This window comes from Methylobacterium fujisawaense (genome assembly GCF_014138435.1).
Classification (GTDB): Bacteria; Pseudomonadota; Alphaproteobacteria; order Rhizobiales; family Beijerinckiaceae; genus Methylobacterium; species Methylobacterium fujisawaense.
The window spans coordinates 23,397-40,798 of record NZ_JACJIM010000011.1; the positions used below are offsets into that span (position 1 = coordinate 23,397).

The following is a 17,402-nucleotide window of genomic DNA, read 5'->3' on the forward strand; positions in this document are numbered from 1 at the left end:
GACACGTGGTGGGGGGCGCCGCCTTCGGACGGGCGGCTTGCCCCGGGTGAGCTCAGAGCCTGTTCGACTGGGCTCCTCCAACCCGCGCCCTCATCCTGAGGTGCGGCGAAGCCGTCTCGAAGGAGCCCTCCAGTCCGAAGCGCGATGCCTGGAGACCTCCTTCGAGGCCTCCGCTGCGCTCCGGCACCTCAGGATGAGGGCGCGACCGGGATCTCCCTCGCGTGGCGCGGGATCGCGGCCGCAGGGTCAACGCACTCTCAAGCGGCCTTGGCCGGCGCCGGGTGGAGATCGCAGGGGCGTCCGGCCTTGGCGACCTGGCCGGGCACGTCGTGGCCGACGAGGCGGGGCAGATCCCGCGACAGGCCGATCAGCGCCGGAAGGTCGAGGCCCGTCGGCACGCCCATCTCGTGGGCCATGCTGACGAGATCCTCGGTGCAGATGTTGCCGGTGGCGCCGGGCGCGAACGGGCAGCCGCCGAGGCCCCCGAGCGCCGCGTCGAAGCGGCGGGCGCCCGCGTCGTAGGCAGCCAGCACGTTGGCGAGGCCGAGGCCGCGGGTGTTGTGGAAATGGAGCGTCAGGCGCCCGGGGCCGACCAGCGGCAGGACCCGCGCGACCAGGCGGCCCACCTGCCGGGGATTGGCCATGCCGGTGGTGTCGGCCAGCGTCACCCCGTCGATGCCGAGGGACAGGTAGCGCTCCACTTGCGCGACGACCTTGTCGACCGGCTGGTCGCCCTCGAACGGGCAGCCGAAGGCGGTCGCCACCGTGGCGTTGGTGCTGACCGGGGCGCCGCGCACCGAATCCATGATCCGGGCGAAGCCGGCGATCGAGTCGGCCGGGCTCATGCCCATGTTGGCGCGGTTGTGGGTCTCGCTCACGGAGGCGACGAGGTTGATCTCGTCGACCTTGGCGGCGAGCGCCCGCTCGGCGCCCTTCGGGTTCGGCACCAGGGCGACGTAAACGGTCCCGGGCCGGCGCCGAATCCCGGAAAAGACCTCGGCTGCGTCGGCGAGCGCCGGCACGGCCTTCGGCGAGACGAAGGAGGAGACCTCGATCCGGCTGAAGCCGGCCGCCGCCAGGGCGTCGATCAGGCGGATCTTCTCCGCCGTCGGCACGAAGACCGGCTCGATCTGGAAGCCGTCGCGGGTGGCGACTTCCTGGACGATCAGCGTGTCGCCGCTCATGCCACGGCTCCCTTCTCGCGCAGCGCGGCGATGCGCGCCGGGTCGAGACCGAGCTCGGCGAGCACGGAATCGGTGTGGGCGCCCAGCGCCGGCCCCTGCCAGCGGACCTCGCCGGGCGTGTCGGAGAGCTTCGGCACGATGCCGGGCATCTTCACCGCGGTCCCGCCGGGCAGTTCCGCCTGCAGGATCATGTCGCGCGCCTGGTAGTGCGGATCGGCCACGATGTCGGCCACCGAGTAGATCCGGCCGGCCGGCACGTCGGCGGCGTCGAGGACGGCGAGCGCCTCGTCGACGGTCTTGGTCTTCGACCAGTCGGCGATGGTGCCGTCGAGCATCGCGGATTGCTGCGAGCGGCCCTCGTTGTTGCGCAGGGCCGGGTCGTCGGCGAGGTCGGGCCGGCCGATCGCCGTCATCAGGCGGCGGAAGATCGGGTCGCTGTTGCCGGCGATGACCACGTAGCCGCCGTCCCGCGTCGGATAGGTGTTCGACGGGGTGATGCCCGGCAGGGCGCCGCCGGTGCGGGTGCGGACCTCGCCCAGCAGGTCGTATTCGGGAACGAGGCTCTCCATCACGTTGAACACGCTCTCGACGAGCGAGACGTCGATGACCTGGCCCGCGCCCTGTCCGGTCTTGACCCGCAGCAGGGCCATCAGCGCGCCGATGACGCCGTGGAGCGAGGCCAGGGTGTCGCCGATGCTGACGCCGACCCGCGCCGGCGGAGCCTCCGGGCTGCCGGTGGTGAAGCGGATGCCGCCCATCGACTCGCCGATGGCGCCGAAGCCGGGCCGGTCGCGGTAGGGCCCGGTCTGGCCGTAGCCCGAGATGCGGACCATCACGAGGTTGGGGTTGAGCGCCGAGAGCACGTCCCAGCCCAGCCCGAGCTTCTCCAGACCGCCGGGCCGAAAGTTCTCGACCACGACATCGGCGCTCTTGGCGAGCTGCTTGACGATGTCGAGGCCATCCGGAGATTTCAGATTGACCGCGATCGACTTCTTGTTGCGCGACTGCAGGTACCACCAGAGCGAGGTGCCCTCGTGCATCTTGCGCCACTTCCGGAGGGGATCACCCTCACCCGGGGGTTCGACCTTGATGACCTCCGCGCCGAATTCGGCCATCAGCCGCGTGGCGAAGGGCGCGGCGATCAGCTGACCAAGCTCGAGAACGCGGATACCGCTGAGCGGACCGGACACGGCTTTCCTCCATCTTTGGTTGCCTGGAAAATACGGCCGTTCCCGCCGCGAAGTCCAAACGCCATGCATCATCGTGCGTTCGCGAGCGGAGAACGCAGACTCAGCGCCCGGCGGCCCGGAGATGGTCCAAGAGGAGCGCCGCCGCCGGGGATACCGGTCCGGGCCGGACCACGAGGCGCAGCGTGCGCGCCGCCCAGGGATCGGTGAGCGGCACCGCGGCGAGCCGCATCGGCGGTCCGAGCAGGGCGTAGACATGTTCCGGGACGGTCCCGAGACCCAGGCCGACCTGCGCCATCCGGCAGATGGCGTCGAAGCTCGGGACGTGCATGCGCAGACGCAGGGGCCGGCCGAGGCGCCGGGCCTCGTCGCGCAGGGCGGCGTAGATCGAACTCTCCGCGTGCAGCCCGACATGGTCGTAGTCGAGGGTATCGGCCAGGGCGACGGCGCCGCGGCGGCTCAACGGATGCCCGACGGGCATCACCAGGACGAGGCGGTCGCTCCGGTACGGGTAGGCGGTGAGGCTGCGGGTGTCGGTGTTGTCGGCACAGAGGCCGAGATCGGCGAGTCCCTCCTCGACGCCAGCCACGACGCCGCCGCTCGGGCGCTCCTCGAGGTCGACCCGGATCCCGGCCTGCGCCGCCAGGAAGGCCTGCAGGTCCTCGGGCAGGAATTCCACGATGGCCGAGAGGTTGGCGAGCACCCGCACGAAGCCGCGCACGCCCCGGGCGTGCTCGGCGAGTTCCAGGGCGATCTGCTCGGCGCTCGCCAGCATCCGGCGGGTGTGGTGCAGCAGGGTCTCGCCCGCCGGCGTGAGCCGCATGCCGCGCGGCTCGCGGGTGAGCAGGGTGCAGCCCAGCGCGTGCTCCAGCTCGGCGAGGCGCTTGCTCACCGCCGAGGGCGCGATCGCCGCCCGGCGGGCCGCGCCGTTCAGGGTCCCCTCCGCGCAGATGGCCGCGAACAGCCGGAGGGTCTTCAGGTCGAGGCGGCTGAGGGTTGCGGCCGCGGGCAGGTCGGCGGACATCCGGTGACGGCTCGGTCAGGCGTGCCGTCAGTCGCGGGATCCGACCGGCTGGCCGTAGGTGCCGAGACCGGCCTTGGCCCCCTCCCGGTTGACGAGGCCGAGCCGCAGCACCGCCTGTTCCAGGTAGTCGATCGCGTCGACGAGATGGGCGCGCGCCTCGGCGATGCTCTCCTCGCCCTCCTCGACCGGCGTCTCGGCAAGCTTCACCGCGGCGATCAGGACCCGGTCGCGTTCGTCCTCGATCCGCGGGTCGCGGGCGAGGTGACCGCGGACCCGGGCGTCGAACGCCTCGATGATCGACCAGGGCAGCGCGTCCTTGCCGGAGGGCGCCCGGTACGCCAGGGCGTGGCGCCGCGCGGCGGCGCTGGCGGCCCGGACGTGATCGGCGAGTGCTGCATCCATTCCCGGTCTCCGCGGCGCCGCGCCGATGGGTCCACCCGATGATCGACCCAATGATCGACCCGAGGTCCGAACGTGCGCCGACCCGGTCCGTTGCCGACGCCCTTACCGGGCAACACCACAATCCTACAAGGCCGAGGACGCGGGGACCTTACCTTGGCGGTTCCGGCGCTTATCTCTCGTGTTCGTGATCAAGCGGCCGAGTCTCGGCCGGCAGATGGGGGACGATATGGGAACGACGCTGACGGCCGGTGCGGGGCGCCGGACATCGCCTGCGGCGCGCCTTTTCGGCGTGCTCTCGGTGATCCTGGTGGCCGCGGGCCTCTCCGGCTGCGGGGCGGTCAACCGGGTGCCGACGCTGCAGGAGCAGGCCAAATCCGCCTGGAGCGAGGTGCAGAACCAGTACCAGCGCCGGGCCGACCTGATCCCCAACCTCGTCGAGACCGTGAAGGGCTACGCCCAGCAGGAGAAGGACGTGCTGATCGGGGTCACCGAGGCCCGCGCCAAGGCCTCCAGCGTGAAGGTCGACGCCTCCACGGTCAGCGATCCGCAGAAGTTCAAGGAGTATCAGGACGCCCAGAACCAGCTCTCTGGGGCGCTCGGCCGCCTGCTGGTGACGGTGGAGAAGTATCCCGACCTCAAGTCGAACCAGAACTTCCTCGCCCTGCAATCCCAGCTCGAGGGCACGGAGAACCGCATCGCGGTGGCACGGCGCGACTACATCACCGCCGTCCAGGCCTACAACACCGAGGTGCGCACGATCCCGGGCCGCTGGATCGCGGCGATCCTGTATCCCGACGCCAAGCCGATGGAGACCTTCACGGCGACGCCGAACGCCGACCGGCCGCCGAACGTGAAGTTCTAGGGTGCGGCACAGGGGGCGGACCATGGGGCGGACCATGCCCGTCCGGGCGCGCCTCGCCCTGTCGCTCGCCGTCCTGGCAGCCTGCCTGACGGTCTACGCGATCGGGGCGCTGGCGGCCGAGCTGACCTTCCCGGCGCTGACCGGCCGCGTGATCGACGCGGCCGGCATCCTCACCCCGGAGCAGCGCGGCACGCTGGACGCCAAGCTGAAGGCGCACGAGGACAAGACCTCGGACCAAGTGGTCGTTGCAACGGTTCCGAACCTGCAGGGCACGACCGTCGAGGATTACGCCAACCGCCTGTTCCGGGACTGGAAGCTCGGGCAGGCCAAGACCAACAACGGCGTCCTGCTGCTCGTGGCGCCGAGCGAGCGGAAGGTCCGGATCGAGGTCGGCTACGGCCTGGAGGGGGCGCTGACCGACGCCCTGTCCAAGGTCATCATCGCCAGCGCCATCACCCCGCGCTTCAAGACCGGCGATTATTTCGGCGGCCTCAATGCCGGCGTCGACGGCATCCTGTCGATCCTGTCGGGCGACGCGCAGGAATGGCAACGCAAGCCGCAGGTGCGGGCCGACGAGGTCGATCCCGCCCAGGTCGCGGTCTTCATCGCCCTGTTCCTGATCGTGCTCTTCGTCGCTTGGCGCATGAGCCGGAGCGGAAGAACGGGGCGGGGCGGCGGCCTCGTCATCCTGCCGGGCCCCGGCTCGGGCGGATGGGGCGGCGGCTTCTCGGACAGCGGATCGTCGGGGGGTTTCGACGGTGGTTTTTCCGGCGGCGGCGGCTCGTCGGGCGGCGGAGGAGCCTCCGGTGACTGGTAGACGCGCGGATGTTCTGACGTCGGAGGCGCGGGCGCGACTCGCCCGCGCGGTGGCCCGGGCGGAAGCCGGGACATCCGGCGAGATCGTCGTGATGGTCAGCCGGCGCGCCGGCGCCTATCGCTCCGTGATCCTGCTCGCGACCCTGGCGGCGGCGCTGCTCCTGCCCTGGCCGCTGATCGCCCTGACGGCCTGGAGCGCCGCGTCGATCCTGCTGGCGCAGGCGGCCCTCGTGGCCGCGATCCTCGTCGCAAGCCAGAACGAGCGGCTGCGCATGGCCCTCGTGCCGCGCCAGCTGCGCCGGGCCCGCGCCCGGGAGGCCGCCCGCCGGGCCTTCTGGTCCCGGGGCCTGAGCCTGACGCGCCGCCGCACCGGCGTACTGCTCTACCTGTCGCTCGCCGAGCGGCACGCGGAGATCGTCACCGATCTCGGCGTCCTCCGGGAGATCCCGCCCACCGCCTGGGACGGGATCCTCGCCGAGCTGGTCCCGGCCCTCGGTCGCGGCGCCGTCGAGGATGGCCTGACGGCGGCGGTCGAGCGTGTCGGCGCCTGCCTGGCGGAACATCTCCCCGCGGAGCCCGGCGACCCGGACGAGTTGCCGAACCGGGTGGTCGTGGTCGACTGACGGCTTTCCGGTCCGCCGAGGATGGCCGCCACGGCCGGTGCGCCCCTGCCTTGGACAGGCCGCGCGCGCCTCGTGGCATCCGACATTCGGATCTTGCGCGGTTGTTCGGCCGGGTGCGATGGTGCGGTGCCGCACGAAGCACCCTCCGGTTGTGTAACTGCGCAGGCCCGGCTGCGATTCCCCCTGTGAGTCCGGCGCGTCGGGGGCCACGGGGCCGCTGCGCATGAAGGCGCCGGCACCCTGATCCGAAGCGCCGCCGGCTCGACCGGCTGCGCTCGAAGAGGCCGTGATGAAGATCCTGATCGCCGCGACGCCGCTCACCGGCCACGTGAACCCGCTCCTCGCCATCGGGCGGACGGCTGCTGCCCGGGGGGACGACGTCCTCGTTCTCACCGACCCGGCCTTCCGGCGGAAGGTGGAGGCGGCGGGTCTGCGGTTCACGCCCTACGCGGACCATCATGCGGCCGCGTACCGCGAGACCGAACTGCCCGCCGGCCCGGAGCGCTACCGCCGGGAATTCGAGCGCCGCTTCGTGGATCCCATGCCGGTCCAGGCCGCCGCCCTGCGGGCGCTGATCGCCGCCGAGGCCCCCGACGTGATCCTGGCCGGCAGCATGTTCCTCGGGGTGCTGCCGCTGCTCCTCGATACCGCGCCGCGGCCGCCCATCGTGACCGTCAACGTCAGCTTCCTGTTCCTCGACCGGCCCGACCACGCGCCCGTGGGCCTCGGCCTGCCCCCGGCCCGCGACCGGGACGACCTGGTCCGCTATGCCAGCCTCAAGGCCGGCATGGACGCGGCCTTCGTCAACCCGGTGCGGGCCTATACCGACGCGACGCTCGCGCGGCTCGGCCTGCCGCCGCTGCCGGCCTCGCTGCCGCATTCCATCGTGATCCTGCCGGACCTGTTCCTGCAGCCGACCGTGCCGGGCTTCGAGTACGATTACGGCACCCTGCCCTCCGGCCTCCGCTTCATCGGCCTGCTCCAGCCGCCGACGCCGCCCGCGCCGCTTCCGGACTGGTGGCCCGAGCTGGAACAGGCGAACGCGGCGGGCCGGCCCGTCGTGCTGGTCACCCAGGGAACGCTGGCCAACGCGGATTTCGGCGAGCTGGTCGAGCCGACCCTCGCGGCCCTGGCCGACCGGGACGATCTGCTGGTCCTGGCCACCACCGGCGGCCGTCCCGTGGACGCGCTGACGGGTCCGGTCCCGGCCAATGCCCGGGTGTCGTGCTTCCTGCCGTTCCGGGACTTGCTGCCGCGGGTGAGCGTGCTCGTCACCAACGGCGGCTATGGGAGCGTCTCGCAGGCCCTCGCCGCCGGCGTGCCGATCGTGTCGGCCGGCCTGACCGAGGACAAGGCCGAGGTGAACGCGCGCATCGGCTGGTCCGGCGTCGGGATCAACCTCGGGACCAACGCACCGAGCCCGGAGGCCATCGGCGCCGCGGTGGGGCGCGTGCTCGACGAGCCCGGCTTCCGGACGCGCGCCGGGGCGCTGCGGGACGCCTTCGCGGCCCGGGACGCCATGGCCTCCATCCTGACGGCGGTGGACGACCTCGCACGGTCAGGTGCCGGCGGCGCAGGCCGTCTCGCGAGGTCGGCATGAAGCCGGCCGCCGGCGCCGGGGCGCTCCGGGTCGTCGTCGACCTCAACCGCTGCCAGGGCTACGCCCAGTGCTGCTACGCCGCACCGGAGGCCTTCGCCATCCGCGGCCATGAGATACTGTTCTACGATCCTGCGCCGCCGGCCGACCGGCGCGGCGCCGTCGAGCGGGCCGTCGAGGCCTGCCCGGTCCGCGCCATCAGCCTCCAGGCCGGCCCGGATGACGGAGACGCCCCGTGACCCCCGAACCCGCCGGCATCGTCGTGGTCGGGGCATCCCTCGCCGGCCTGCGCGGCGCCGAGGCGCTGCGGCGGGGCGGCTATGACGGCCCGCTCACCCTGGTCGGCGCCGAGCCGCACCGCCCCTACGACCGCCCGCCCCTGTCGAAGCACGTGCTCGCCGGGGAACTCGCCGCCGACGCCACCCGGCTGCCGGAACTGACCGACCTCCACGCCCGCTGGCGCCTCGGAAGCCCGGCCATTTCCCTCGATCGGGCGGCCCGCACCCTTCGGCTCGCCGACGGGTCGGTCCTGGCCTACGAGGCCCTCCTCATCGCCACCGGCGCCGAGGCCCGGCCCTGGCCGGCCGAGACCGGCGGCGGGCTCGCCGGTCTCTTCACCCTGCGCGGGCGCGACGATGCCGCGGCTCTCCGGGAGGCCCTGGTTTCCCGCCCGCGCCAGGTGCTCATCGTGGGCGGCGGCTTGATCGGCTGCGAGGCGGCGTCGTGCCTGCGCGATCTCGGCCTGCCCGTGACCCTCGTGGATCCGAATCCGGCGCCCCTGGCTCGAGGCCTGGGAAGCTTCGTCGGCGGGGTGATCGCGGCGTGCCTGCGCGACGCCGGCGCGGCGTTCCGGCCCAACACGATGGTGCGCGCCTTCGAGGGCGATGCGGCGGGGCATGTGGCACGGGCCCGACTGGCCGACGGCAGCACGATCGAGACCAACCTCGTCATCGCGGCCCTGGGGGCGACCCGGGCGACAGGCTGGCTGCGGGGCGCGGGCCTGAAGGCGGATGCCGGCGGGGTGACCTGCGACGCGGCCTGCCGGGTCCTCGACGCCGACGGGGCGCCCTGCCCGGACATCTACGCCGCCGGCGACGTCGCCCGGTGGCCGATCCCGCTCTACGGCGATCGCCTGATCGCGGTGGAGCACTGGGGCAACGCCGTCGAGCAGGCGGCCCACGCCGCGCGCAACATGCTGGCCGGCCCCGGCGACCAGCGCCCCTACGCGCACCTGCCGGCCTTCTGGTCGAGCCAGTTCGGGATCAACGTCAAGGTGATCGGGCTTCCCGAGGGCGCTGATTCCGTCGCGGTGGTGCAGGGGTCTCGGTCCTCCCGGCGCTTTCTCGCCGTGTACGGCCGGGCCGGGCGCAGCATCGCGGCCGTCTCGTTCGATCAGGCCCGCTGGCTGCCCGCCTACGCGGAGGCGATCACGGCCGGCGCCGCCTTCCCGCCGATCATCGACGCCACCGACCAGCCGCGCGTTCAGACCGCCGCCCCGGGCTTCCCGTCTCCGCGCCAAGCCGCCCCGGCGCGCCCATCCACCGAGACCGTCGATGTCTGACGACGCATTGTTCGCCGCCGTGATGGATCCGGCAAACCGGGCCGATCCGTACCCGCTCTATGCCCGGTTGCGGCAGCGGCCGGTCTCCCGCCAGCGCGACGGCAGCTACGTCGTCTCCACGCACGCGGCGATCCGCGGATTGCTGTTCGATCCGCGGCTCAGTTCCGAGGATCTTCCGCCGCCCCGGCGTCCGCGCACCGGCAACCCGCTCAAGGACCTGATCCTCAATCCGATCAAGAACCGCATCAGCGCCACGCACCGACCGTTCATCTTCCGCGACCCGCCGGACCATGACCGGCTGCGCAGCCTCGTCATGCGGGAATTCTCGATCGCGCGCGTGCAGGCCCTGCGGCCAAGGATCGCCCGCGAGGTGGACGCCCTGATCGATACATGTCGGGGACGCCGGGAGGTCTGCCTCGTCAGCGATCTCTCCTATCCCCTGCCGGTGACGGTGATCTGCGAATTGCTCGGCGTTCCGCGGGAGGACGAGCCGCGGTTCCAGGCCTGGGCGACGCAGCTCGCCACCGCGGTGGAGCCGGACGCGCGCCACGACGACGCGACCCGCCGCAAGATCGTCGGGGCCTTCGACGAGATCGCCGCCTATATGCGCGACCTCATCCGCGAGAAGCGGCGGCGCCCGACCGACGACATGCTGAGCGGTCTGGCCGCGCCCGGTCCGGACGGCCGCAAGCAGCTGAGCGATTTCGATCTCCTGTCGACGGCGGTCCTTCTGCTGGTGGCAGGCCACGAAACCACCGTGAACCTCATCACCAACGCCATGCTGACCCTGCTCCGGCATCCCGAGCAGCTGGAGCGGCTCCGCGCCGATCCAGAACGTGCCCCCCGCCTGATCGAGGAGGTTCTGCGCTACGAACCGCCGGTGCATTTCCGGACCCGCAAGGCCCTCGGCGCGATCACGGTGGCCGGCGAGACGATCCCGAAGGGCGCGCCCGTGATCCTGCTCTTCGCCGCCGCGAACCGCGATCCGGCCCGGTTCGACGCCCCCGACCGCTTCGATCCGGACCGGTCCGATATCGAGCATTTCGGCTTCGGCGGCGGCCTGCATTATTGCGTCGGCGCGCCTCTGGCGCGGATCGAGGCCGAGATCGCCCTGGTGGCGCTGAGCCGCCGCCTGATCGCCCCGCGTCTGCCGCAGGATCCGCCCCCCTATCGCCCGGGCGCGTCCCTGCGCGGTCCGGAGCAGCTCCCCATCGGCATCGACGGGATCGCCTGAGGCAGGCAGACCTGGCACCGTCTCGAACCGTAAAAGGGCGGTGAACACCGCTGTTTCACGTGAAACATTTGTAAACCTCTCATCCTGAGCCGGTCCAGCAGCCCCGCCCAGCGTGAGATCGACGGCCCTGAACGTGTCGGTGGCCACAACGCTGCGGCCCAGCGGCCCGAGGGTTCGGCTGTCGGCGAGGCGATTCCCAAACGCGATCCCGGGGAACTTGGCCGTACCGCCGACGGCTTTACCCGGAAGGCGGCCGAGCCGGCCGCATTCCCGAAAGTCTCCGGAGATCCTCGCGATGAAGGCACTGTGCTGGCACGGCCGCAACGACATCCGCTGCGACACGGTCCCGGACCCGGTCATCGAGGATTCCCGCGACGTGATCATCAAGGTCACGAGCTGCGCGATCTGCGGCTCGGACCTGCACCTGATGGACGGCCAGATGCCGACCATGAAGAGCGGCGACGTCCTCGGCCACGAATTCATGGGCGAGGTCGTGGAGGTCGGGACCGGCTTCACCAAGTTCAAAAAGGGCGACCGGATCGTCGTGCCCTTCAACATCAACTGCGGCGCATGCCGCCAGTGCAAGCTCGGCAATTACTCGGTCTGCGAGCGCTCCAACCGCAACGCCGAGATGGCGGCCGCGCAGTTCGGCTACACGACGGCCGGCCTGTTCGGATACTCGCACCTAACCGGCGGCTATGCCGGTGGCCAGGCCGAGTATGTCCGTGTGCCGATGGCCGACGTCGCGCCCATGAAGGTGCCGGAGGGCATGGACGACGAATCCGTCCTGTTCCTCACCGATATCCTGCCCACCGGCTGGCAGGGCGCGGAGCATTGCGAGATCCAGGGCGGCGAGACGATCGCGGTCTGGGGCGCCGGCCCGGTCGGCATCTTCGCGATCCAGTCGGCGAAGATCATGGGGGCCGAGCGGATCATCGCCATCGAGACCGTGCCCGAGCGCATCGCCCTCGCCCGGAAGGCCGGCGCCACCGACATCATCGACTTCATGAACGAGGACGTGTTCGAGCGGATCAAGGAGATCACCAAGGGCCAGGGTGCCGACGGCGTGATCGACTGCGTCGGCATGGAGGCGAGTGCCGGCCATGGCGGCCTCACCGGCGTGCTCTCCGCCGTCCAGGAGAAGCTGACCGCCACCGAGCGGCCCTACGCGCTGGCCGAAGCCATCAAGGCGGTCCGGCCCTGTGGGATCGTCTCGGTGCCCGGCGTCTATGGCGGACCGATCCCCGTCAACATGGGCTCGATCGTCCAGAAGGGCCTGACCCTCAAGAGCGGCCAGACCCATGTGAAGCGCTATCTCGAGCCGCTGACAAAGCTGATCCAAGAGGGCAAGATCGACATGACCTCCCTGATCACCCACCGCTCGCACGACCTCGCGGACGGGCCGGACCTCTACAAGGCCTTCCGCGACAAGAAGGACGGCTGCGTGAAGGTGGTGTTCCACCTGAACTGAGGCGGCGCGCTCCGGCCGCCGATAGGCTGGGGCGTATCCCCGTATGCCTGGCTGGGCGCGGTATCCCGGAAGCGTGTAGAGCCGGCACCGTGCCCACCAACCGCCCGGGACGCCCATGTGCAACCTCTACAGCCTGCGGACCGGCCCCGCGGATCTGCGCCGGGCCTTCGCGATCGCGGAGGACCGCACCGGAAACCTTCCGCCGTTGCCGGCTATCTTTCCCGACCAGCTGGCGCCGGTGGTCCTGAACGGCACCGCCGGACGGGACCTCGCGATGATGCGCTGGGGCATGCCGGGGCCGAAGGCGTTCGGCGAGCATCCGATCACCAACGTGCGCAACGTCGCGAGCCCGCACTGGCGACCCTGGCTCGGGGTCGCCCATCGCTGCCTCGTGCCGGTCACCGCCTTCAGCGAGTACGCCGACACCAAGCCGCGCAAGACGCCGGTCTGGTTCGCCCTCGACGAGGATCGGCCGCTCTTCGCCTTCGCGGGGATCTGGCGGCCCTGGACGGGCGTACGGGGGACGAAGCGCGAGAACCCGGACCGGGTCGCCGCGGAGCACCGGCTGTTCGCCTTCCTGACCACGGAGGCGAACGGCGTCGTCGGGCCGGTCCATCCCAAGGCGATGCCGGTGCTGCTCACGCAACCGGAGGAATGGGCGACCTGGCTCGAGGCGCCCACCGCGGAGGCGCTCCGGCTCCAGCGCCCGTTGCCGGATGCCGCCATGCGCGAGGTCGCCCGGGGGGCGCGGTCGGACGGGGCCGAGGACTGATCCGCCCTACCCGCCCGCCGGCTCGCCGGAGGGATGGCCTGTGGGGGCGGCCGTCACGCCGCGGGCCCGCCAGCGCGCCAGCACGGCGGCGTTGAGCCGGGCGATCCGTGCCCGGTGCGCCTCCCAGAACGAGAGCGGCGTCGTCGGCTCGGCGACCGCGCGCGTCCGGTGGACGGGGCGCCCCTGCTTGTCGGCGAGGCGGAACGGGACGGCTGGGCGGGCGCTTGCCCGGACGAGGCGCGCTTCGGGATCGGCCAGGATCGCCTGGGCGTGGGCGCAGTAGAGCTGCGACAGGGGCGAGATCACCTCCGACCCGTGTCCCGCCCGGTACTTCATAAGGGCGCGGCAGAGGTCGCCGTCGGCCCGGCGCCAGGCTTCGGCGAGATAGCGTACGCCGTAGCGAACGTTGATCTCCGGGGCCGCCAGCTCTGCGACGGTGCCCCGGAAGCCGAGCATCGCCGCGGTGGTGGGCCGGACCTGCATCAGACCGACCTCGCCGACGCTGCCGACCACGGTGGGATCGTAGCCGCTCTCGATCCGCGCGACGGCGTCGGCGACCGCGAGCGGCAGGCCGGTGCCGGCGGCCTCGCGGGCGATGAGCGGCAGGAAGCGGGCTCGCGCATCGGCGACGGCCGGCGCCGGCGCGGCAACCGGGGGAACCGGCGGCAGGGACGCCATGCCGAGCGCATGCACCGCCAGAAAGGTCGCGGGCCGGGCCTGCGCGGGGGCCGCGCAGGTCAGCAGCAGGAGAAGCAACGGAGCGCGCATCGGCCGCCACGGAGAGGGTCCGGAACCTGTCTATCCCGGCCGCCTCAACGAAGCCTTTCGCCGCCCCGGCGACGGGCCGAAGCTACTGCACCGGCCCGCGCTCGCGCGCTTGCAGCAGCCGCAGGGCCTCTCCCAGGACCGTGTGAAGGTCGGCAACGCCCTGGGGGCTGAGCGGCAGGCCGACCCGCTGCCCGTGGATCGTGCTGAGGACCAGCATGGCGAGATCCTCGCCGATCAGCAGGTTGGATCCCGGCAGGCAGAGCGGCAGGACGAAATCACCCTCGACCTCACCGAGGACATCGACCGCATCCGCGGGCCGAAAGGGCGGCTTCCGATCGGTCATCGCTCCCCCTCCTCGCTATCCGCGCGGCGCCGATGGGCCGCCCGGAGACTCATACCGTGTCTCAACCCGGATCCCGGTCGGGCATCCGCAGAGACCGCACCGTGAGCGTGTCGATCTCCAGCGCGCCGATCTCCAGGGAGCCGACCCGGGCCCGCCCCACCGAAAGGCGTCCGATCACGAAGGCGCCCACCGCGACGACGCCGAGCGCCGCGGCCCCGAGGGCCAGCGCACCCAGCGCTGACGCCCCGACCGTCCCGGCGCCGATGGCACCCGCGCCCAGAAGCGCCGTGTCGCGGGGGTCGGCCGACGCCGTCCCGACCGTCCCGATCTCGGCCTCCGGAACCCTCGAATGCGGCATGCGGGATCCTCTCCGGCCGGTCCACTCCGACGACAGCTATACGCGACATTAACCGCGTTTTCACGCCGCGCGCTGACGATGGTCCTCGGTCCCCGCACCCCGGACAGTCCGTCCGCAGCCAGAGAGGACGTCGCCCGTGCAGCATCTGCTCCCGGCCTTCGCGATCTTCGCATCCGGCTGCCTGCTGATCCATGTCGGCCGTGCCTATGCCCGGGCAACCACGATGCTGCTCTCGGGCACCGCCCTGATGCTGAGCGTGACCCTCGGCACGGTGGTCTGCCAGCGGATCGGCCAGCCGGTGCGCTCCGTCGCATCCGACGCACGAGCGCTCGGCCAATCCGGTCAGTAGAGCCGCGTCCGATAGGCGTCGGCGATGGTGGCCTCGGCCTCCGCCACGTCGGCGGCCGCAGTCTGATCGGACAGGATGCGTCCCAGGCTCGGGAAGGTGTCGCGCGCGACATGACGCGCCGGATCCCAGAGCCCGGAGCGGATCATCGCCTTGCCGCAATGGAAAAACGCCTCGCGCACCTGCACGACGAGCCCGGCGGCCGGCACCTTGCCCTGGGCGCGCATGGGCTCGAGCAGCGCGGCGTCCTGCGTCAGCGCGGCGGTGCCGTTCACCCGGAAGGTCTCGTCGATCCCCGGCACGAGGAAGATCAGCCCGACGCCCGGGCTCTCGAGCAGATTGAGGAACGTGTCGATGCGGTTGTTGCCGCGCCGGTCCGGGATCACCAGGGTCCGGGAATCCGCAACGGCGACGAAGCCCGGCGCATCGCCCCGGGGACTGGCGTCGACATGGCCGGCCTTGTCCGCGCTCGCCACCACCAGGAACGGCGCGAGAGCGATGAAGCGGCGGCCGTAATCGTCGATGTGGTCGAGCACCTTGCGGGCGGCGAGCGGTCCGACGGGCCCGAACTGCCCGCGCAGCGCGGCGGCATCGCGAATCGGCGTATCGGCTTGCGCGTCCATGCGAACCTCTCAGGCCCTGAGTGGCGCGGCGGCCGCATCCCGGTCAAGCGCGATCAGGGCCAGACGTGGATCGCCACCGGGCGGCGCAGCAGGTCCCGGTCGGAGGTGATCGTGCAGCCCTCCGTGCGCAGGCGCGCATAAGTGAGCAGCGCCCGGTCTCCGACATCGTCGAAATTGCGGCCCCGCGCGTCCGGATCGAGCAGCGACGGATACGCGATGAGCGGCGCCGTGGCCGCGCACGGGTCGTCGTAGAGGGTTGCGCCCGCGAGGAGCAGGCGCGGGCTGTCCCAGGTGATCAGGTCGCGGGAGGTGGTCCAGTAGAAGCCGGATTGCGGGTAACCCTCGGCCGCCTTGGCCATGAACACGGCGATCCAGGCGCCCGAGCCGCGGTGCCGGACGACGGCCCCGACCGGGCCCGGGAACGGCCCGACCGGCCGGCAGGTCGCCGTGTTCGGGCGGGCGGCGCGGTAGGGGTCCGGGAAGGCGGCGGTGAAACCGGTGCCGGTCCAGGCGCGCCAGCGCGTCGGATCGGCCGGATCGTCGCTGCGGAACAGGCAGATCCCGGATTCCTGGTCGCTGCCGGGCAGGGTCCAACCGGTGGTCGAGGCGAGGAAGTACCGCCATCTCCCGTCCGCGACGATGTTCGACGGATTGAAGAAGCCGCGGTGGCGGCCCTGGTCGATCTCCTGCCGGAATGGGGCTCCGGCGACCACCACGGGCGGACTCTGCCGCTTGAAGCTGCGGCCGCCATCCGTCGAGGTGGCGGCCGTGATCGTGTTGTACCAGCAGGCCATGTAGGTGGCCGCCGGACAGCGGCCCGGATGCTCGTTGGCTTGGTACTCGTGGTGGAGGAGTGCGGCCACGCGGGCGCCGTCCTCGGTCCAGGTGGCGGTGATCCAGGAGCGGTCGTCGTAGGCCGCAGGATCGGATTTCTCACCCGAATCGAGCACCACCGTGCAGTCGAGCTTGAGCTGGCCGAGATCCGGGCCGCGCAGCGCCCGGTTGCGGTAATGCATCCCGTAGAGCGCCACCGCGCCCGCGGCGTCGCGGAAGGCGCGGGCCGGCGCGTCGGGGACGTCGGCGCCGTCGCAGGCATCGCGGCCGGCCTTGAAGATCTCCGTCGGCGGCCCGACCAGGGTCAGGGCCGAGAGCGGGGGATCGGCGGAGGCGGGGGTTGCGAAGGGGATCAGGACCAGCAGCGCCACGCGCCCAAGGCGCACCGCCCTCCCACACCCTTCTGCGGGGGAGGGTTTTCTGTGAAGCGGGCGGGGAGCGCGGCGGCGCGACGGTGCGGGCTTCAGCGCAGGTGGCGGTCCCTCCGGAAACGGGGCTCCCCTCGCCCGACCCGGGCTGACAACCGTGACGCCCTCCCCCGCAGAGGAGGGAGGGAGACTGCGCGGCGCCGGCTGCTCAAACCCGCGCGATCGCAGCGTGGTACCGCCGCGTCGCATCCCGGACACCCGATCCGCCCAGCCCATGGTCGCCATCCGGCTGCGTCCCGGCCGCGCCTGGACAAACAGGCGGAGATTCGCTTGAGAACCATTACAGAGTGCTTGCCGCCGGCCGTGCGGCCCGACTGAAAGTCTCCTATGGTTCTCCTGATCCTCGGGCTGGTGCTGTTTCTCGGCACGCATGCCTTCTCGATGGCCCGCACCCGGCGCGCCGCGATCGTCAACCGGATCGGCGAGGGCCGCTACAAGCTCGGCTACATCGCCCTGTCGCTGCTCGGGCTGGTGCTGATCGGCATCGGCTTCCACGATTACCGCCTCGCCGGCTACATCCCGGTCTGGGATCCGCCGGTCTGGACGCGCCACCTCGCCCTGACGCTGGTCTGGCTCGCCTTCGTGTGCCTCGCCGCCGCCTACCTGCCGGGCCATATCCGCGCCAAGGCCAAGCACCCGATGCTGCTCGCCGTGAAGATCTGGGCCACCGCGCACCTCCTGGCCAACGGCGATCTCGGCTCGATGCTGCTGTTCGGCGGCTTCCTCGCCTGGGCGGTGGCGGCGCGGATCAGCGCCAAGCGCCGGGCTCTCGCCCCGGGGGCGGTCGCGGCTCAGCATGGCGGGCCGGCGGTGGCCCCGCAGGGCTGGCGCAACGACATCCTGGCTCTGGTGATCGGGACGGCCGCGTGGTTCGTTTTCGCCCGCTATTTGCACTATCCGGTGATCGGCGTGCCGGTCTGGCCGGGCGCCGCCTGAGACACTGCCTGTCGCCAACCCCGCGCCCGTGTG

The 17,402-nt window shown here is 71.9% G+C and carries 20 protein-coding genes; 11 read left to right on the forward strand and 9 right to left on the reverse strand.

The window, feature by feature from the left end; genetic code table 11:
- Window positions 1–257 precede the first annotated feature (257 nt).
- From GGQ91_RS26215 to GGQ91_RS26230, 4 genes are all read right to left on the reverse strand, one after another.
- Window positions 258–1,184 (reverse strand): hydroxymethylglutaryl-CoA lyase, encoded by a 927-nt coding sequence (locus tag GGQ91_RS26215; RefSeq protein ID WP_043352552.1) that lies wholly within the window; start codon window positions 1,182–1,184, stop codon window positions 258–260.
- A complete protein-coding gene (locus GGQ91_RS26220) occupies window positions 1,181–2,374 on the reverse strand; it encodes a CoA transferase (RefSeq protein ID WP_182593179.1) in 1,194 nt (397 codons plus the stop codon). The genes GGQ91_RS26215 and GGQ91_RS26220 overlap by 4 nt, the downstream gene beginning before the upstream one ends.
- Window positions 2,375–2,474: 100 nt before the next feature.
- Window positions 2,475–3,395, reverse strand: coding sequence for a LysR substrate-binding domain-containing protein (locus GGQ91_RS26225; RefSeq protein WP_043352554.1), 921 nt, complete (start codon window positions 3,393–3,395; stop codon window positions 2,475–2,477).
- Between the two features lie 27 nt (window positions 3,396–3,422).
- Entirely contained in the window at window positions 3,423–3,797 is a 375-nt protein-coding gene (locus GGQ91_RS26230; RefSeq protein WP_043385305.1) for a hypothetical protein, read from the reverse strand.
- 226 nt (window positions 3,798–4,023) lie between these two features.
- Here GGQ91_RS26230 and GGQ91_RS26235 point away from each other — a divergent pair, with 226 nt between their 5' ends.
- From GGQ91_RS26235 to GGQ91_RS26275, 9 genes are all read left to right on the forward strand, one after another.
- Window positions 4,024–4,659 (forward strand): LemA family protein, encoded by a 636-nt coding sequence (locus GGQ91_RS26235; RefSeq protein WP_043352562.1) that lies wholly within the window; start codon window positions 4,024–4,026, stop codon window positions 4,657–4,659.
- A gap of 22 nt (window positions 4,660–4,681) precedes the next feature.
- A complete protein-coding gene (locus GGQ91_RS26240) occupies window positions 4,682–5,476 on the forward strand; it encodes a TPM domain-containing protein (protein WP_182593180.1) in 795 nt (264 codons plus the stop codon).
- A complete protein-coding gene (locus GGQ91_RS26245) occupies window positions 5,466–6,098 on the forward strand; it encodes a TPM domain-containing protein (RefSeq protein ID WP_043352558.1) in 633 nt (210 codons plus the stop codon). The genes GGQ91_RS26240 and GGQ91_RS26245 overlap by 11 nt, the downstream gene beginning before the upstream one ends.
- A 289-nt stretch (window positions 6,099–6,387) precedes the next feature.
- The gene (locus tag GGQ91_RS26250) at window positions 6,388–7,698 is read left to right on the forward strand and encodes a glycosyltransferase (protein ID WP_182593181.1); all 1,311 of its coding nucleotides are present in this window, start codon (window positions 6,388–6,390) and stop codon (window positions 7,696–7,698) included.
- Window positions 7,695–7,934: a ferredoxin gene (locus GGQ91_RS26255; RefSeq protein ID WP_043385300.1), complete on the forward strand. Its 240-nt coding sequence runs from the start codon at window positions 7,695–7,697 to the stop codon at window positions 7,932–7,934. Before GGQ91_RS26250 ends, GGQ91_RS26255 begins: the two co-directional genes overlap by 4 nt.
- Complete coding sequence (locus tag GGQ91_RS26260; protein WP_182593182.1) at window positions 7,931–9,256, forward strand: FAD-dependent oxidoreductase; 1,326 nt, start codon at window positions 7,931–7,933, stop codon at window positions 9,254–9,256. Before GGQ91_RS26255 ends, GGQ91_RS26260 begins: the two co-directional genes overlap by 4 nt.
- On the forward strand, window positions 9,249–10,490 hold the full coding sequence (locus GGQ91_RS26265) for a cytochrome P450 (RefSeq protein ID WP_043352561.1): 1,242 nt from the start codon (window positions 9,249–9,251) through the stop codon (window positions 10,488–10,490). Before GGQ91_RS26260 ends, GGQ91_RS26265 begins: the two co-directional genes overlap by 8 nt.
- 295 nt (window positions 10,491–10,785) lie before the next feature.
- Window positions 10,786–11,961 (forward strand): zinc-dependent alcohol dehydrogenase, encoded by a 1,176-nt coding sequence (locus tag GGQ91_RS26270; RefSeq protein WP_182593183.1) that lies wholly within the window; start codon window positions 10,786–10,788, stop codon window positions 11,959–11,961.
- Between the two features lie 115 nt (window positions 11,962–12,076).
- The gene (locus GGQ91_RS26275) at window positions 12,077–12,733 is read left to right on the forward strand and encodes an SOS response-associated peptidase (RefSeq protein WP_043357758.1); all 657 of its coding nucleotides are present in this window, start codon (window positions 12,077–12,079) and stop codon (window positions 12,731–12,733) included.
- Window positions 12,734–12,739: 6 nt separating this feature from the next.
- Here the strand turns inward: GGQ91_RS26275 and GGQ91_RS26280 are convergent, their stop codons facing one another.
- From GGQ91_RS26280 to GGQ91_RS26290, 3 genes are all read right to left on the reverse strand, one after another.
- Window positions 12,740–13,501, reverse strand: a complete 762-nt coding sequence (locus GGQ91_RS26280) for a lytic transglycosylase domain-containing protein (protein ID WP_182593184.1) — start codon at window positions 13,499–13,501, stop codon at window positions 12,740–12,742.
- Window positions 13,502–13,583: 82 nt separating this feature from the next.
- Window positions 13,584–13,844, reverse strand: coding sequence for a hypothetical protein (locus tag GGQ91_RS26285; protein ID WP_043357761.1), 261 nt, complete (start codon window positions 13,842–13,844; stop codon window positions 13,584–13,586).
- Window positions 13,845–13,905: 61 nt separating this feature from the next.
- On the reverse strand, window positions 13,906–14,202 hold the full coding sequence (locus tag GGQ91_RS26290; protein WP_051045121.1) for a hypothetical protein: 297 nt from the start codon (window positions 14,200–14,202) through the stop codon (window positions 13,906–13,908).
- Window positions 14,203–14,338: 136 nt separating this feature from the next.
- Between GGQ91_RS26290 and GGQ91_RS26295 the strand changes: the two genes are divergently transcribed.
- Window positions 14,339–14,551 (forward strand): hypothetical protein, encoded by a 213-nt coding sequence (locus GGQ91_RS26295; protein ID WP_043357763.1) that lies wholly within the window; start codon window positions 14,339–14,341, stop codon window positions 14,549–14,551.
- On the opposite strand, the gene GGQ91_RS26300 is transcribed toward GGQ91_RS26295, so the two are convergent.
- Together GGQ91_RS26300 and GGQ91_RS26305 are read right to left on the reverse strand one after the other, a co-directional pair.
- A complete protein-coding gene (locus tag GGQ91_RS26300) occupies window positions 14,545–15,171 on the reverse strand; it encodes an MSMEG_1061 family FMN-dependent PPOX-type flavoprotein (RefSeq protein ID WP_043357765.1) in 627 nt (208 codons plus the stop codon). The two genes, GGQ91_RS26295 and GGQ91_RS26300, sit on opposite strands and share 7 nt — an antisense overlap.
- A gap of 53 nt (window positions 15,172–15,224) precedes the next feature.
- Entirely contained in the window at window positions 15,225–16,391 is a 1,167-nt protein-coding gene (locus tag GGQ91_RS26305) for a hypothetical protein (RefSeq protein ID WP_107088710.1), read from the reverse strand.
- Window positions 16,392–16,760: 369 nt separating this feature from the next.
- Between GGQ91_RS26305 and GGQ91_RS26310 the strand changes: the two genes are divergently transcribed.
- Window positions 16,761–17,369 carry an NnrU family protein gene (locus GGQ91_RS26310; protein WP_182593185.1) on the forward strand — a complete coding sequence of 203 codons (609 nt, stop codon included), beginning with the start codon at window positions 16,761–16,763 and terminating at the stop codon, window positions 17,367–17,369.
- The last annotated feature ends 33 nt before the right edge of the window (window positions 17,370–17,402 follow it).

Coding starts and splice junctions, on each gene's coding strand:
- GGQ91_RS26270 (WP_182593183.1), top strand. CDS start 10,786: ATGAAGGCACTGTGCTGGCACGGCCGCAACGACATCCGCTGCGACACG.
- GGQ91_RS26265 (WP_043352561.1), top strand. CDS start 9,249: ATGTCTGACGACGCATTGTTCGCCGCCGTGATGGATCCGGCAAACCGG.
- GGQ91_RS26300 (WP_043357765.1), bottom strand. CDS start 15,171: ATGGACGCGCAAGCCGATACGCCGATTCGCGATGCCGCCGCGCTGCGC.
- GGQ91_RS26310 (WP_182593185.1), top strand. CDS start 16,761: ATGGTTCTCCTGATCCTCGGGCTGGTGCTGTTTCTCGGCACGCATGCC.
- GGQ91_RS26285 (WP_043357761.1), bottom strand. CDS start 13,844: ATGACCGATCGGAAGCCGCCCTTTCGGCCCGCGGATGCGGTCGATGTC.
- GGQ91_RS26235 (WP_043352562.1), top strand. CDS start 4,024: ATGGGAACGACGCTGACGGCCGGTGCGGGGCGCCGGACATCGCCTGCG.
- GGQ91_RS26225 (WP_043352554.1), bottom strand. CDS start 3,395: ATGTCCGCCGACCTGCCCGCGGCCGCAACCCTCAGCCGCCTCGACCTG.
- GGQ91_RS26290 (WP_051045121.1), bottom strand. CDS start 14,202: ATGCCGCATTCGAGGGTTCCGGAGGCCGAGATCGGGACGGTCGGGACG.
- GGQ91_RS26255 (WP_043385300.1), top strand. CDS start 7,695: ATGAAGCCGGCCGCCGGCGCCGGGGCGCTCCGGGTCGTCGTCGACCTC.
- GGQ91_RS26250 (WP_182593181.1), top strand. CDS start 6,388: ATGAAGATCCTGATCGCCGCGACGCCGCTCACCGGCCACGTGAACCCG.
- GGQ91_RS26240 (WP_182593180.1), top strand. CDS start 4,682: ATGGGGCGGACCATGCCCGTCCGGGCGCGCCTCGCCCTGTCGCTCGCC.
- GGQ91_RS26275 (WP_043357758.1), top strand. CDS start 12,077: ATGTGCAACCTCTACAGCCTGCGGACCGGCCCCGCGGATCTGCGCCGG.
- GGQ91_RS26280 (WP_182593184.1), bottom strand. CDS start 13,501: ATGCGCGCTCCGTTGCTTCTCCTGCTGCTGACCTGCGCGGCCCCCGCG.
- GGQ91_RS26230 (WP_043385305.1), bottom strand. CDS start 3,797: ATGGATGCAGCACTCGCCGATCACGTCCGGGCCGCCAGCGCCGCCGCG.
- GGQ91_RS26215 (WP_043352552.1), bottom strand. CDS start 1,184: ATGAGCGGCGACACGCTGATCGTCCAGGAAGTCGCCACCCGCGACGGC.